Genomic DNA, 16076 nt, shown 5'->3' on the forward strand with positions numbered 1-16076 from the left:
ATATAACAGTTATTTTTCAGGAAAAACTGTTATATACCAAAAAGAACAAAATGTCCAATAATACCACAATATTGCGAATTTTCGATTTTGATTTACTATGAAATTAACCTTATGAAACCATCATTCAAGGGGATTGCAATGAAAAATTTAAAAAAAATTGTAATGTTCGGCATCCTGCTCGCCGTCCCATTCTTCATAGCGGCATGTGCCCGGTATGAAGATTACCCAATTGATTTGGAACAATTAAGCGAAGAGGAACGGCTGGTGATTCGCTTTTCCCACGTAGTCGGTGAAGATACTCCGAAAGGAATGGCTGCCAGAAAATTCGCCGAACTCATCAAAGAACGCTCAAACGGCCGAATCGAAGTTCAAGTATTTTCAAACGGAACTCTCTATAAAGATATGGAGGAATTGGATGCTCTCATGAGAGAAGATGTCCAATTAATCGCTCCCGCCATATCCAAATTGACCGATTTGGTGCCTGAACTTTCGATTTACGATCTGCCTTACGCCTTCGACTCATTGGAAGAAGTCCATGAGTTTACAGAAAGCGAAGCAGGAAACCGGTTGAAAAACTTGTTAAAGAAACATAATCTGATTGCCCTCGGATTATGGGACAGCGGTTTTAAACAGATCAGCAACGACACGAGACCGATTGAGCATTACAAAGATTTAAAAGGAATCCGTATGCGCATCATGCAGAGCGATATTTTGGCGGAACAATATCACGTAGTTGATGCCATACCGAGGAAAATCGATTTTAACACGGTCTTTCAATCTTTGAAAAAAGGTGATGTAGAAGGGCAGGAAAATACATTAACCAATATCACGAGCAAAAATCTTTATTCATTGCAAAAATACTTAACCATTTCCGATCATGGTTATTTAGGATATTTCCTCTTATTTAATTATGATTTTTGGAAAAAGTTGTCGAAAGAAGACCAGCAGCTGATTATCGATACATTGAAGGAAGTGCAAGAATGGCAATGGAATCTTGCAAAAGAATTAAACGATCAAAAACTTCGGGAAATTGAAGATTGCCAATGCATCGATATCTATTACCTGTCGGAAGAAGAGAAAAAAGATTGGGAGAAACGCTTTTCCCCAGTATACGATTACTACGCTCATCGATACGGGGAGTACTACATCCGGAATCTTCCAAAAAACCTGAAAGTTCAATAGGTTAATAAGAGCTTTTTGCTCTATAACAAATAAATTTAACATCGCATAAGGGGGATACAAATGAAGAAATGGCTTTTTGTCACAATTTTAGGGGTGTTGGCGCTGGCGCTTGCCGCTTGCGGAGGAAACACCGGCAATGAAAAAAAATCCGGCGATGATTATACTGCTGACAACCCGCTGATCATCAAATTTTCCCACGTTACGGCGCCGGACAGTGTAAAAGGGAAAGCGGCAAATTATTTTGCTGATTTGGTAAAGGAAAAAACAGATGGGAAAGTAAAAGTCGAAGTTTATCCGTCTTCACAATTGTACGGTGATGCAGACGAGCTTGACGCGTTGGTATCAGGCAACGTACATATGATTGCCCCGTCTGTCACAAAAATGGTAAAAATCGACCCTCGTTGGCAATATGTCGACATGCCTTATTTGTTCAAAGATGAGGAACATGTCCAAAAATTCTTTGATTCCGAGTTGGCGCAAGAGTTGTTCAACTCCAAACAATTGGCGGCCAACGACATCAAAGGTATGGCGTTCTGGCCAAACGGATTCAAACATTTCTCAAATAACAAGCGTCCGTTAGTCAAACCGGAAGACTTTAAAGGATTGAAATTCCGCACACAGGCCGGCCAGGTATTGGAAGCGCAATTTGAAGCGCTTGGAGCAGGTTCTGCAACCATTTCCTTCGGCGAAACTTATGCTGCCCTTCAACAAGGTACAGTGGACGGTGCGGAAAATCCGTTCAACAACTTTGACACGATGAAATTCTATGAAGTTCAAAAATATTTATCCACTACTCAACACGGACGCCTTGACTATGCAATTTTCGTTAACAAATCTTTCTGGGAATCAATGCCTGAAGACTTGCGTGTATTAGTGGAAGAAGCTCTCGATGAAGCGACAAAATACGCCCAAAAATTGGCGGCTGAAGAAAACCAAAAATCTTTCGAAAAAATCAAGAGCTTAGGTACAGTGGAAGTTTATGAAATGACGGATGAAGAGCGCGAAGCTCTCAAAAAAGCATTGCAGCCTGTTTATGATCAATTTGAAGATGTCATTACAAAAGAGTTAATCGATGGCATCAATGCCTTAGCAGAATAAATAAATCATCAGCAATTGCAACACAATCTTTTCCCCAAACTTTCGAGTGCCGATTCAATCGGCACTCCCCTTTTTTTAACTTTCAATAAAAAGGAGTGATTGTGAGTGAAAGGGTTAATCAAACTTTGGACTTGGTTGGAAGAAATCTTGGCCAGTCTATTTTTCGGCGCCGGCGTGCTCCTGATTTTCTATGGGGTCTTTATGCGCTATGTATTGAACCATCCTCAGGCCTGGGTAGAAGAAGTGGCAAGATATTCAATCATTTGGGGGACTTTTTTAGGCTTCGGCATGGCGTTGAAACATAACCAGCATATCCAGGTGGACATTTTATACGACCGCTTAAATGACACCGGAAAGTATATTCTCAACCTTGCAGCGACAGCGCTCAGCATCATCTTCTGTATCATCTATACATATTACGGATGGAATCTGGTCGCTGCCCGCCTCCATTCCGGAATGGTATCCCTGGAAGTAGGCATCCCGATGTGGATCGTTTACCTCATCCTTCCAATTTCCGGAGTGCTTTTCCTGCTCCGATTCATCGAAAGGTTGATAAACATTCTGCGCAGAAAGGATGAGGAATATGCTAACCCTCTTACTTAGTTTCTTTATATTGGTTTTCTTGCGGGTTCCGGTGGCCATCAGTTTGGCTTTATCCACCATCTTCATGTTATTTATGTCCGATTTTAATATGAACATGGTGCCTCAACGGATGTTTACGGCCCTTGACTCCTTTCCGATGATGGCGATTCCTGGATTTGTATTGGCGGGAGCCATTATGGCCCGGGGCGGCATTTCGAAATATTTAATTGAAGCTTTGCGGGCTTGGGTCGGCCACTTGCCAGGCGGGCTATCGGTTGTAACCATCCTTGCCTGCGGGATTTTCGCGGCAATTTCGGGGTCATCTCCGGCAACGGCGGCCGCCATCGGATCAATCATGATTCCGGCCCTGATCGCTGCCGGTTATGATAAAAAATACGCTTACGGTTTGGTTGCAGCAGGAGGAACGCTCGGCATTTTGATCCCTCCAAGTGTCCCGTTAATTATTTACGGAATTACGGCTGAAGAATCCATCGGAAAATTATTTATGGCCGGCGTCATCCCCGGTTTAGGATTGCTGGCAGTTCTTATCGCCGCTGCCATCGTTTATGCGAAAAAACAAGGATATCAGGGTGAAGAGAGAGCCACTTGGGAAGAACGCGGCAGAAAATCGTTGAAAGCGATTTGGGGTGCATTGTTGCCGGTATTAATCCTGGGAACCATCTACACCGGGGTGGTTACGCCGACCGAATCCGCTGTCATTGCGGTTGTATATGGACTCATCGTTTCTATATTTATATATCGTGAGTTAAGCTGGAAAGATTTCCGGCAAGTGTTGGTGGAATCCATTAACGTAACCGCGATGATTTTCTTGATTATCGGCGCCGCGTCTTTATTCGGATTATACCTTACAAACGAACAAGTGCCGCATAAGGTCGGTCAATGGATTGCGGAAAGCGACATGAACAAATGGGTGTTCCTGTTCATCGTCAACATTCTTTTCTTCATATTGGGCATGTTCCTGGAAGCTGTATCCATTATTTTAATTACATTACCAATCTTATTGCCGATTTTAAAGCACTTTGGCATCGATTTATACCATTTCGCGATCATCATGGTCATCAACTTGGAACTTGGCATGATTACGCCGCCGGTCGGATTGAACTTGTTCGTTGTTGCAGGAATCGCGAAGGAGAAACTTGGAATGGTCGTTCGGGGTGTCATTCCGTTCATCGCATTAATGATTGCCTATCTAGTCATCGTTATTCTTTTCCCTCAGCTATCACTTTGGCTGCCATTTGGAATGGAGAAATGACAAACAGACGGACATTTTCTGAAGTGTCCGTTATAGTTTCATATATATAAGAGGGTGTGCACGTATGGAAACAAAGGGGTATCAAATCAACGAGCCGGGATATTGGCGGATCGTCTCCAGTCTCGGGCTCGCGTCCACTTTTATTTTTGCGGCCTTTTATGCTTTTCAGCCGCTTATTCCTGTTTTTGAAAAAGAGTTTTCCATCTCCGTCACTTATTCGAGTTTAACCATGTCACTGGCCACCTTGTCATTGATGATGGGGCTGATAGTGCTGGGTTTTTTTTCGGATCGGAAGGGACGGGTCATCTTTATCCACCTTTCCATTCTTTTATCCATTCTTCCTTTTCTGATCATGCTTTTCGTGGAAAAATATTGGATCATCTCTTTATTGAGATTTATCCAAGGATTTGCTCTTGCCGGTGTGCCTGCCGCATCGCTTGCGTATATCGGGGAAGAAATCGATTCAAAAGCCAGAAATCTTGCCACTTCCATCTATATTTCCACAAATGCGCTGGGGGGCATGATCGGCCGATTTCTTGCAGGTTTTCTTTCTGAAACTTACAGTTGGCAATTGACGATTTCCATTATTATGTTTTTTGGAATGGCCGTATTCATTTTTGTTCTAATGACTTTGCCAAAATCCAACCATTTCGTCCCAAATAGCGCCAGTTTTTGGGATGATTTAAAAGGATTTGGATTTCACTTAAAAAATCCTGCCTTGCTTGTCTTGTTCGGATTAGGAATTGTATTACAAATCACTTTTACCGGGACATGGACTTACCTGCCGTTCCATTTGGGAAACCCTCCCTATTCCATGCCCCTCGATTCCGTCTCCTTTTTGTATTTTGCATATGCCTTCGGGATTATAGGGGCGCCTGTTTCGAGCTGGTTTTCCAATAAATTTACGTTGGAAAAAGTGCGGACTGCAGCCATCGTTGTACTAACTTTAGGGGGATTATGCACCTTGCATTCTTCGATTCTGATCGTCCTGTCCGGTTTATGCATGGTTTGTTTCGGTTTTTTTACAGCCCATTCTTTGACGGCCGCCAATGTCGGCAAAGTTGCTGCTTATTTAAAAGGAAGTGCATCCAGCCTTTATTTGGTAGCCTATTATATCGGCGTCGCATCTGGAAGCACGCTTGTGGCTCCGATCTATAACCATTTTGGGTGGAATGGGTTCATTTATATTACAGCGGCTTTGACCATCACTTACCTGATTTTTTTAAACCTTTCATTCAAACATCTTCAAAGAAAGAACTGAAAAGAATTTCCCCTGTTCTCAAATGCAAGTTCATATTATGAATAGTTTGTTTAGAAAAAAGCAGGCTGTCCGGAACGACGCCCTCCGGACAGCCTGCAAACGGTTATGGTTCTGTATGTTTTTCCTTGTTTTGTTCTTTTTGCTTCAGAATCCGTTCTTCCAGCTCTTTTGTTTTCAGTTCTTGTCTCTTTGACAGATTTTTCACGGCAAAAAAGACGGCAAAGCACAAAAGAAACAGAAAAATCATTTCAATGGCCGCAGGAATGTACGCCATTTTGTCTTCCGGAAAATATAAAAAATCTCCGTAAAGCAATAGGTGATTCATCGAAACCACTTCTTTCTTCTATTCTTCAAGCACTGTGATGGATAAGATTTTCACATCTTCTGTCGGTTTATCACGGAAATCCGTTTCAACATTGGCGATTTTGTCCACTATATCCATGCCTTCCACCACATGACCAAATACAGTATGTTTATAGTCCAACCAAGGAGTTCCCCCTATGCGGGCATATTCCTCGATAATTTCTTTCGGGAATCCCGCCTGTTCCATTTGTCCAATCATTTCGCTTGGCACATACGGCATTTGGACGATAAAGAACTGGGATCCGTTCGTATTAGGGCCTGCATTGGCCATTGACAACGCGCCGCGCAAATTGAACAATTCAGGATGGAATTCATCTTCAAAAGGAACGCCCCAGATGGATTCCCCTCCCATTCCTGTACCAGTCGGGTCTCCTCCTTGAATCATAAAATCCTTGATCACACGATGGAAAATAACCCCTTCATAATAACCGGATTTTGCGTGGCCTAAAAAGTTTTCAACCGTTTTTGGGGCATGCTCCGGGAACAATTTTATTTTAATCGTACCCATTGTCGTCTTCATTTCAACTAAAATTTCCCCTGGATTTAATTCTTTCGTCAATTGTGGATACATCGCTTCTTCTCCTTTAACCGTATTAATGAATGCCTTCATACTGCTTTTCCCCGTTTCAGTTTACCATAAAACGATATTTTTTTCTTCTAATTTCACATTTACTCCATTGTTTAACCGTCATTCATCATCTTCGAAAATAGAGCAGGGATAAAAAAAAGACAGTTTTTTTAAAATCTATGATATTCTTTCTTGTATGAGGAGGGATATATAATGAAGCGATCCTTGGGGTATCTGGTCATTCTTTGCTTTTTCCCTCTCCTCTATTGGTTGGGCGATCAAATTTGGGAAGAAGTTGAAAAAAGCCGGACCCATGAACAAGAGCTCCGGGAACAGGTACAGCTGACGGAGATAAAAAAGCCGCTTCCTGTCAAAATGGTGGACCGGAATGGGAATCTGTTCAGCGAAGATTATGTCGAATGGAGAAACCCTGTATCCTATAAAGAAGTTCCTGAAATCGCCAAACAGCTTTTTATTTTGAGCGAAGACCGGAACTTTTATCAACATATCGGTTTTGATATCAGCGGTATTATAAGAGCGGTTGCCGAGAACGCAAAACAAAATTCCATCCAGCAAGGAGGGAGCACCATCACCCAGCAGCTTGTCCGGATGCTGTATCTATCTGAAGAAAAAACGTATGAAAGGAAATTAATGGAGATATTTTATGCCTATGAATTAGAAAAACTGTATGACAAAGACAAGATTTTGGAAATGTACCTAAATGAAATGTATTTCGCCAATCAAGTGTACGGAATTGGAGGAGCCGCGACCTATTATTTCAACAAACCTTTGCAGGAATGCACCGTTGCGGAAATCGCATTTTTGGCGGCGATTCCAAATAATCCGTCCCTGTACGATCCGCTCGTCCATTTTGAAAATACAAAAGCACGCCAGGAGCGGCTGATCGACATTCTTGCCAAAGAAAAAATGATCACCCTTGAGGAAGCAAATACATAAAACAACAGCCGATACGGCTGAACATCAAAAAAAAGACGCAAATGTTCCCTGCTTATAGCACTTATGTGATGCATGAACTGAAAGAAATCATTTCTGATGCGGAAGGATATACGGAAAAAATCCGGAAAGCTACTCCCCAGGCAAAAAAAATCATTCAAATGGAATTGGATGAAAAAGTGAATGAGGTTCTCCAGTCCGGCATCATTATCCATACAGCATTAGATCCTAAAAAACAGGAGAGAGATGAAAAGGCCATCAACGCGCTTTTATCGGTTCCCGACCTTGAGGCAAGCGCGGCGGTCATAGACAATGAAACCCGGGAAAATGTGGGCATGTACGCCGGAAAAAACTATAAAAAATATGATTTTCACAGGGCATTTCAGGCACCGAGACAACCGGGTTCTTCCTTTAAACCGATCATCGTTTATGCGCCTCTTTTCGAAACAACGGACTATACACCTTCTTCCCTTGTCAACGGAGGAAGGATTTGCATAGGCAATTTCTGTCCGCAAAACTACGGGGGTGCTATTTACGGGAATGTATCAATTACGGATGCGTTTAAACATAGTATGAATACCCCGGCTGTCCGGCTGTTTTCCAAAGTGGGGATTGAAAGAGCCTTTCAATATGCGCAGCAGTTCAATTTTCAATCGATCGTGGACCAGGATAAGACCTATCCTGCTGCATTAGGGGGACTTACATACGGCGTGACAACGCTTGAAATGGCCGATGCTTACACAAGCTTCATCGACGGAACATACATAAAAGCCCATGCCATCCGCAAAGTCACCGACCGGCAAGGAAACGTTTTGTACCGCTGGCCGACGGAGCGGAAAACAATTTGGTCAGATAAAACCGTAAAGCATATGCGCACTCTTTTAAGCGAAGTGGTAAAAAGCGGGACGGGTGTGGGGATACGTGCAAATTCCTCTTACATCGGAGCAAAAACAGGAACAACGGACAATTACCGGGATTTTTGGCTTGCCGGTTTATCGAATGAATATACCGCCGCCGTTTGGATCGGCTATGATCGGCCGAGATCCATGCAGTCGCTTGAAAAGGCGAAAATCCATTTCAAAATATTTAACCAAATCATCAGCAAATAAAAAAGATGCCCTCAAGGCATCTTTTTTATTGGACAAAAGGCAGGCTCGCCAAAATCCCGTTATACAGTTTTAAACAAACAAATAGGACGGCTGCCAAGAAGATCGCCCAAAAAAGAACTTCAAATACGATAAACCCGACCATCCCCGGCAATGACGTATATTGGCTCATTTTGTATATCGTATAAACAAAGGAACAAAATAATGATAATGCGAAAATGATCAGCAGCATAGGCAATGATTGGACGGCAATGGTGCTGACGAGCCCCCCGATGAAAAAAATCGCATATCCTCCACGGCCCGCTTTCACCGCCTTCCCCTCGGCATCTTTCGAGAAAAAATACATGCCCGTTTCATAAATCGTTTCCCCTATTAATTTTAAAGCGGAAAACAACATGAAAAAGCATAGGAAAATGACGAACAAGAGAAGCACCCGGATTTCCATATCCGTAAAAAATTCCCGCAGGCCGGCATATAAACCGATGGATTGGAACAATTCGACCGCCCTGCTTACGGCAAAAATGCCAAAGGTTAAACTGTAAAGCAAAATGGATAATAAAGGTAAATAACTGTATAAGTACGGATTTTTCATCATATTTGCCCCGTTTACTGTATTTTTCCTAACTTATCATAGCAAAATTTCTCAATCTATCAAGAGAAGAAAAGAAAAAGAGTGCGGAAATCCGCACCCATTAGTAACGGCCGTATGGTGGATAGAATGGAGGATAGATTGGATAATATGGATTGAATGGTGGATAAAATCTAGGATAATAATATCCTTGAGGATAAATCACGTTCCCCAATAATCCCCCTAAAAACCCTCCTAGAAAAGGATAGCCAAAGAAATTGAATCCCCCTCTGTTATATGGTACCGGACGATGGTGATATCGGTAATGAGACATAGTAAACCTCCTTTTCTTTAGTAACATATGTAAGAAAAGGAGGTTCACTTATGTTAATTGCCTAAACTATGTTAAATGCGAAATCTTCAACAAATGTCGCCAGGGTGCGGACCATTACGCCCGTGCCGCCCTTTGGACCCAAATCGTAAGGCTTTGATGCGTCGGATGTTCCTGCAATATCCAAATGAATCCATGGGGTCTTTTCCACAAATTCTCCGACAAATCCCCCTGCAAAAATCATATGTCCATCGCTTCCAGGCGAATTGTTCAAGTCGGCGATCTGGGAATCGCGAATGCGTTTTCTGTCCCTTTCCGTCAATGGCATGCCCCAAACAAATTCGCCTGTTTTGATGCTCGCTTCCATAAACTTATCGAAAAAGCCTTCATGATTTGTCAATGCACCGGTTTTATCATACCCCAAAGCGGTAATCACCCCGCCTGTCAAAGTCGCCACATCAATCAAATAATTTGCCCCGTGTTGTTTTGCATACGTAACGGCATCCGCCAAAATGAGGCGCCCTTCCGCATCGGCATTTTTGATTTCCACCGTTTTGCCGCTATATGTCGTAATCACATCGTCCGGCTTAAAGGCATCGCCTGAAATCATGTTGTCCGTTGCTCCAATAACCGCAACAACATTCTTTTTCGGTTTCCTTTCACCGATAATTTTCATTGCGCCAAGAACGGCCGCTGCTCCCCCCATATCGCCTTTCATGCCGACCATTCCGGTTTTCGACTTGATGGAATAGCCGCCCGTATCATAGGTAACACCTTTCCCCACCAAACCAATGACGTTTTTCCACTCATCGGTTCCTTTATATTTCAATGTTATGACTCTCGGTTCATTCGTCGATCCGCGGTTTACCGCCAAAATACCGCCCATGCCCAGTTCTTCGATTTGCGCTTTATTCAGTATTTCCACTTCAAAGCCGTATTGGTGGGCCAAATCAACCGCATAATCCGCCAAATCCGCAGCTCTTAATATATTTGGAGGCAAATTCACCAATGTTCTCGCTTCGTTAACCGCCTCCGCATAAACGGATCCCCACTTGTAGCTTTCCGCTATTTCGTCGACATCTTCATCAGTGACAAAATACACTTCATCCAAATGGACATCCGGAACATTCGAAGTGGTTTTATAATGGGGAACTTGATAAAATCCCATTCCGCATCCTTCCCCAAACAAAAAAGCGGCATCTTTTTCATGAATCGGAGCTGCCGTGAAGGATTCCAACCAAATCGTAAACTTGTTTGCCCTCATCTCACGGAGCTGTTTGCCTACAAGTCCGAAAGTTTCCCTCAATTCGTTCCGCGTCAAAGTCTTCGGATCTCCCAATCCTACAAACAACACCCTCTGCAAATGATCATGGGTGCCGATAAACGGGATTCTCGTTAATTTTTTCCGATCCGTATCAATATCACCGGTGCGAATCCATTTTTCAACCTGCTCGCCGTAAAAGGATACGAAATCTTTCCATCCTTGAATATGGTCGCAATTTTTTTGTACGCCGACAATCAATAATTCCGTCGGTATTTGTGCAAAGGATATTTTCTCTTTTCGAATCATCGTCCAGAACCTCCATGCCAAATAAAAATAGGCCCAAATTTGTATCGAATAAATAAAAAAGTCACTTCCAACTATAGGTTATCGTATAACCAGGGAAGTGACAAATTATAACAAAGAAAAGGAAAAATATCCTGTTATATTAACCCTCTCCGACACTTTCCATTTGCTTGATTTCTTCCGCAGACACATTTTCAGCCGCCTTTTGTTTTAAGGTGATTAAAGCTACAGTTCCCAATATTCCTAATCCCACCAGGAACAACATGCCCACTTTTACACTCAATACCCCTAAAATATACGGTCCCAAAAATCCTCCAAGGGATGCCATTGAATTCACCAATGCTATGCCGACCGGTGCCGTTCTTTCTGTAAAAAAGTGGGTTTCATAGGCGAAGAAGCATCCCGCAAAGATATACAGACCAAAGGAAGCGATTGCCAGGCAGACAACCATCCACCCAGGGGAACTCATGAAACTTGCACACGCAAATCCGACGAATGCGATGACAAAAGAGGCAATCAGATGCTCACGATATTTTCCTGTACGATCTGAGTTCCATCCTGCCAAGAGTATCGCAATGATTCCGACAATCGATGGAATCATCGCCAGCAAACCGATCGCCACGTTTGTCGTACCTTCCGCCGACAAGTTCTTTAAAATCGTCGGCAGCCAGAAAGACAATCCGAACATGCAAGTATAATTTGAAAAATAGATGAACGCCAATTTCCAAACCGTTGCGTCCTTCAGCATTTCACCGATGTATTTTTTATTCAGTTTGTTGCTTTCTTTCAGTTCATTTTGAAGCTCGGCTTCCAGCCAATCCTTTTCCTCCTGCGACAGCCATTTCGCTTCTCCGGGACGATTGACTAAATAGAACAGCACCACAATTCCGAGCACAATCGCAGGAAGACCTTCCAATATAAACATCCAGCGCCATCCTGCCAATCCAAACCAGGAAATATGGTCAATGATCCACGTGGAGACCGGAGCTCCGATCAGTCCCGCAATCGGCAGCGCCAAAAGCAGAACCGCTGTCGCCCTGCCCCGCTCCTTTTTCCGGAACCAATACGTCAAATAAAGAACGGCTCCAGGGAAAAATCCAGCCTCGGCAACGCCTAAAATAAACCGCAGAATATATAGATGGGATGCATCCTGAACAAATCCCGTCAATACGACGATGATTCCCCAGGTAATCATAATCCGGGCAATCCAAAGTCTTGCGCCAACTTTATTTAATATCATATTGCTCGGAATTTCGAACAAGAAATAGCCGATAAAGAAAATTCCCGACAACAAACCGAAGACTTCCGATGTCAATGCTAGATCCGCATTCATCTCCAATGCGGCATATCCTAAATTCACCCGATCAAGATGGGCGACAATGTAAAGAATCAAGATAAACGGCAAAATCCTGAACATCGTTTTCCTGATCGTCGTCTGTTCGATTAATTGAATATCTTTCAATAATGCTCCCCCCAGATTAATCGTTTTCACAATGTGAATAGGAAAAAACGAGTACAAATTGTAATAATAAGAAATGGCCAGAAATCGTTATGGAATAACGATTTCTGCCATTTGACGCTTCAATCCGACATAATCATCATGGCTATTTGCAACAACCTGCTGCGCCTTCTGAATCGTTTGTTGTCCAATTCCGATATAATTTTTCAAATAGAGCGACAGCCGGATAAAATGCTGCAATGTTTCATGGACATAGATTTTGGCTGCAATCTTGATGCGCTGATCTGCCTCCGCTTTTTGCGCCCTTGCCAACAAGCTGTCCATGGCATATAAACCGATTACCATATCGGCAATGGCCGCCGCCAATTCCTGTTCCTCATTCATATCGGATTTGTTACTGCGAGCGCTTTCAATCAATTCTTTAAATATGTTTCTCGCCATTGTGATTTTTTGCATTTCCTCCCCGAATGGGCCATTTAAATTGTTTTCTTCTTCAATAGCGGGTTCGTACTCCTTCACAATATGGCCGGCAATGAGAATGCGATTAATTTCATTTGTTCCTTCAAAAATCCGGTTGATTCGTACATCCCGATACAATTGTTCGATTTCGTATTCCCGCATATAACCATAGCCGCCATGAATTTGCAGCGCTTCATCCACAATCTTCCATACCGCTTCGGTCGCCAGCACTTTGTTGATGGAGCAATGCACCGCAAATCTGGCAACCAATTTCGCAATGGAATCATACGGCTCTGAAAAGGCTTCTTCCAATTCTCCTGCCGTGCGATAGACAACACTTTCGACGGCCAATGTTTGAACGGCCATATCGGCAATTTTTTCTCTGATCAGGTTAAAACTCGTCAATGGCTTATTAAATTGTTGACGGGTCTTGCCATAATCAATGGCCAGTTCCATTGCCCTTTTTGCAGTGCCTAAAGAACTCAGCGCAATTTTATGTCTTCCGAAATTCAATACATTGAATGCGATGATATGTCCCCGCCCGATTTCGCCAATCACGTTTTCCGCCGGTACATGGACTTGATCCAAAATGAGCGAGCGGGTAGATGAACCATCCAGACCCATTTTGTTTTCCTCAGGGCCCGTCGATAAACCTTCACGGTCCGCTTCAACGATGAAAGCGGTAAAGTGCTTTCGATCCACTTTTGCATAGACGATAAAGATATCGGCAAATCCGGAGTTGGTAATCCACTGCTTCTCGCCATTTAAAATGTAATATTTGCCGCATGGGGATAAAACGGCGGAAGTCTTTATGCCTAAAGCATCCGTCCCTGCGGATGGCTCTGTCAACGCATATGCGGCAATCTGCTCTCCGGTCAATAGCTTCGGCAAATAGCGGGCTTTCTGCTCTTTCGTTCCAAAAAGCGCGATTGGAAGGGCTCCGATACCTGTCTGGCCGCTAAAAGTGATATTGAAAGACCTTGATTTTGCCATTTCTTCCGCGATAATGGCAGCGCTTACTTTTCCGAGCCCCAGACCTCCATCTTCTTCAGAGATATCCGCCGCAATCAATCCCAGCTCCCCCGCCTTTAACATCAATTTTTTCGTTTCTTCGAATTGTTTCTGTTCGATGAGGCGAAGAACCGGAAACGCATCCCGCTCGACAAATTTGCGAACCGTCTGCCGAAGCATGAGATGTTCATCGGTAAAATCTTCTACCGTAAATACATCATTCGGCCGGCTTGTTCTGTTCAAAAAGGACAATAAACTTTTCGTAGAGCTAGTCATGGGCGACAACCTCTCTTTCAAGAGATAAAGTTAATTTGTCGACGACATTTTTTGGAATCGGCTGTGCTTTCGGTGTATCGGAAAAGGACGTCCATGCGCGCACCATGTAGCCATGGGCGACAATCTCGTTCCCTCTTTTAAACACATGTCTCAATTTGAAGGTTTTATTATGGATTTCCAACACGGTTGTTTCAATCACCACATGATCTTCAAAGAAAAGCGGTCTCTTAAACTGGCAAAAGGCTTCCAGGATGGGCAATGCCAGTTTGTCTTCCCGGTACAGCTTGCTGGAAGGTTTAATCAGTTCCGCAAGATATTCATGGGTCGCTTCATCCATCCATTTATAAAAATTCGGCGTAAACACAATTCCCGCGGCATCCGTGTCTCCCCACCGCACTTTGAATTCATATTTATGCATATTCCCACCCGCCTTTAATTCCGTAATTATCGCAGAGTCGCTTTCAATTTTTCCGTAATGATGTTTTTCAGTTCATGTTTAATGATTTTTCCGCTTGCAGTGATCGGAAGTTTATCAACAAAAATAATCCGGTCCGGCACTTTGAAATCCGCCACTTTGTCTTTGATGTATTCTTTCAGGGACTGTTCGTCCTCCTCATGTCCAGGCTTCAGTTTGATGACCGCGCAGCTGATTTCGCCCAGCACCGTATCAGGCAACCCGATAATGGCCACCTCCAAAATGCTAGGATGCTTGTAGAAATGCTCTTCGATTTCGCGTGGATAAATATTATATCCTCCCCGGATAATCATTTCTTTCTTGCGCCCGACAATGCGGACATACCCCTGCTCATCCATTGTTCCCAGGTCGCCTGTATAGAAGTAGCCGTCGTCATCGAACGCCGCTTGCGTATATTCCGGCATTTTGTAATACCCTTTCATGACGCCTTTCCCTTTTACCGCGATTTCCCCTATTTCTCCGATGCCGACCTTTTGTCTTTGGGCATCCACGATCTTACCGTCATAGCCCGGCAAAAATTTACCCACCGTTGTCGATTTTAAATAGTCATCATCCTCAAAACTTGTAAAGGTAATAGGCGCGGAAGTTTCTGTAAGGCCATAGGAAACTTGGATGTCGCACCCCATTTCCGTCCGGATTTTCCGCACAATTTCTTCAGGACATGGAGCCGCCGCGATAATCCCCGTTCTTAACGAGGACAAATCAAATTTGTGGAATTCAGGATGGTTGAGTTCCAGAATGAACATCGTCGGTACACCATAATGGACCGTCACTTTTTCGCTTTCAATCAGCCGCAGTGCATTGATGGCTTTATATTCTTCCAGGAACACCATCTTTGAACCTTTGAGGACCACTGATAGAATGCCAGGCACTAATCCAAATACATGGAAAATCGGAACCGGAATCAAATACACATCATCTTTTGAGCATTTCAGGGCATCCACAGTAATGGTCGCGGAGTACACCACGTTTTCATGTGTCAACATGGCACCTTTTGGTCTGCCGGTCGTTCCGGATGTGTACAGGATTGTATAAACGTCTTCCGATGGGGTGATTGAAGGAGAAGGAACAGGATACCCCCTTCCTTTTTTCAATAAATCGGAATAAGATGAATATTCTGACTTTTTAGAGCGCACTGTGATAATATCTTCCAAATGATGATCTTCATTTCTGGATTTTAAATATTGTTCAAAGGTATCGAAATATTGAAAATCCTTTCCTACAAACATTCCTTTGGCGCCGGAATTTTCCAGGATATAGAGCAGTTCTTCCCTGCTGTATCTCGTGTTGCAAGGGATTAAAATCGCTCCCAATCGCGCCAAAGCAAAGTAAATGGCGACTCCTTCATACCAGTTTGGAAGGGAAACCATGACCCTGTCGCCTTTTTGATAACCCTTTTGTGCCAAAGCCGCGGCAATTAACCGGGCTTCTTCGATTAATTGCCGGTACGTAACACGATTGGCACCGTCAAAGACCGCCTCTTTGTCAGGGTACTTTTCAGAAGCCTTCTCCAGCAATTCAAAAACTGTCGTCATATTTCAAC

The 16076-nt window shown here is 43.4% G+C and carries 16 protein-coding genes; 7 read left to right on the forward strand and 9 right to left on the reverse strand.

The window, feature by feature from the left end; genetic code table 11:
• Positions 1–138 precede the first annotated feature (138 nt).
• The 5 genes from NST62_RS09365 (at position 139) to NST62_RS09385 (ending at position 5396) form a co-directional block, all read left to right on the forward strand.
• The gene (locus NST62_RS09365; RefSeq protein WP_141602698.1) at positions 139–1182 is read left to right on the forward strand and encodes a DctP family TRAP transporter solute-binding subunit; all 1044 of its coding nucleotides are present in this window, start codon (positions 139–141) and stop codon (positions 1180–1182) included.
• 60 nt (positions 1183–1242) lie between these two features.
• A complete protein-coding gene (locus tag NST62_RS09370; RefSeq protein WP_342462828.1) occupies positions 1243–2280 on the forward strand; it encodes a TRAP transporter substrate-binding protein in 1038 nt (345 codons plus the stop codon).
• A gap of 105 nt (positions 2281–2385) precedes the next feature.
• Positions 2386–2883, forward strand: coding sequence for a TRAP transporter small permease (locus NST62_RS09375; RefSeq protein WP_141602700.1), 498 nt, complete (start codon positions 2386–2388; stop codon positions 2881–2883).
• A complete protein-coding gene (locus NST62_RS09380) occupies positions 2864–4135 on the forward strand; it encodes a TRAP transporter large permease subunit (protein WP_141602701.1) in 1272 nt (423 codons plus the stop codon). Before NST62_RS09375 ends, NST62_RS09380 begins: the two co-directional genes overlap by 20 nt.
• 64 nt (positions 4136–4199) lie before the next feature.
• Positions 4200–5396: an MFS transporter gene (locus NST62_RS09385; RefSeq protein WP_342462829.1), complete on the forward strand. Its 1197-nt coding sequence runs from the start codon at positions 4200–4202 to the stop codon at positions 5394–5396.
• Between the two features lie 103 nt (positions 5397–5499).
• Here NST62_RS09385 and NST62_RS09390 read toward each other — a convergent pair whose 3' ends face one another.
• Both NST62_RS09390 and NST62_RS09395 read right to left on the reverse strand, forming a co-directional pair.
• Positions 5500–5721, reverse strand: coding sequence for a hypothetical protein (locus tag NST62_RS09390; protein WP_141602702.1), 222 nt, complete (start codon positions 5719–5721; stop codon positions 5500–5502).
• A gap of 18 nt (positions 5722–5739) precedes the next feature.
• Complete coding sequence (locus NST62_RS09395) at positions 5740–6330, reverse strand: peptidylprolyl isomerase (protein ID WP_141602786.1); 591 nt, start codon at positions 6328–6330, stop codon at positions 5740–5742.
• 210 nt (positions 6331–6540) lie between these two features.
• On the opposite strand from NST62_RS09395, the gene NST62_RS09400 reads away from it, so the two are divergent.
• Positions 6541–7284, forward strand: a complete 744-nt coding sequence (locus tag NST62_RS09400; RefSeq protein WP_246045868.1) for a biosynthetic peptidoglycan transglycosylase — start codon at positions 6541–6543, stop codon at positions 7282–7284.
• 68 nt (positions 7285–7352) lie between these two features.
• Positions 7353–8390 (forward strand): transglycosylase domain-containing protein, encoded by a 1038-nt coding sequence (locus NST62_RS09405; RefSeq protein WP_342462830.1) that lies wholly within the window; start codon positions 7353–7355, stop codon positions 8388–8390.
• A gap of 25 nt (positions 8391–8415) precedes the next feature.
• Here NST62_RS09405 and NST62_RS09410 read toward each other — a convergent pair whose 3' ends face one another.
• The 7 genes from NST62_RS09410 to NST62_RS09440 all read right to left on the reverse strand — a co-directional run bounded on the left by NST62_RS09410 (position 8416) and on the right by NST62_RS09440 (position 16068).
• Positions 8416–8982 carry a DUF5366 family protein gene (locus NST62_RS09410; RefSeq protein ID WP_328220071.1) on the reverse strand — a complete coding sequence of 189 codons (567 nt, stop codon included), beginning with the start codon at positions 8980–8982 and terminating at the stop codon, positions 8416–8418.
• Between the two features lie 97 nt (positions 8983–9079).
• Complete coding sequence (locus NST62_RS09415) at positions 9080–9289, reverse strand: hypothetical protein (protein WP_141602704.1); 210 nt, start codon at positions 9287–9289, stop codon at positions 9080–9082.
• 61 nt (positions 9290–9350) lie between these two features.
• A complete protein-coding gene (locus NST62_RS09420) occupies positions 9351–10856 on the reverse strand; it encodes a leucyl aminopeptidase (RefSeq protein ID WP_141602705.1) in 1506 nt (501 codons plus the stop codon).
• Positions 10857–10995: 139 nt separating this feature from the next.
• Positions 10996–12315, reverse strand: coding sequence for an MFS transporter (locus tag NST62_RS09425; protein ID WP_246045870.1), 1320 nt, complete (start codon positions 12313–12315; stop codon positions 10996–10998).
• An 87-nt stretch (positions 12316–12402) separates the two neighbouring features.
• Positions 12403–14058: an acyl-CoA dehydrogenase family protein gene (locus NST62_RS09430; protein ID WP_342462831.1), complete on the reverse strand. Its 1656-nt coding sequence runs from the start codon at positions 14056–14058 to the stop codon at positions 12403–12405.
• Positions 14051–14476 (reverse strand): thioesterase family protein, encoded by a 426-nt coding sequence (locus tag NST62_RS09435; protein ID WP_141602707.1) that lies wholly within the window; start codon positions 14474–14476, stop codon positions 14051–14053. Before NST62_RS09435 ends, NST62_RS09430 begins: the two co-directional genes overlap by 8 nt.
• 26 nt (positions 14477–14502) lie before the next feature.
• Positions 14503–16068, reverse strand: coding sequence for an AMP-binding protein (locus tag NST62_RS09440; protein ID WP_141602708.1), 1566 nt, complete (start codon positions 16066–16068; stop codon positions 14503–14505).
• Positions 16069–16076: the final 8 nt, after the last annotated feature.

It is taken from the genome of Ureibacillus sp. FSL K6-8385 (assembly GCF_038593155.1).
Taxonomy (GTDB): Bacteria; Bacillota; Bacilli; order Bacillales_A; family Planococcaceae; genus Ureibacillus; species Ureibacillus terrenus.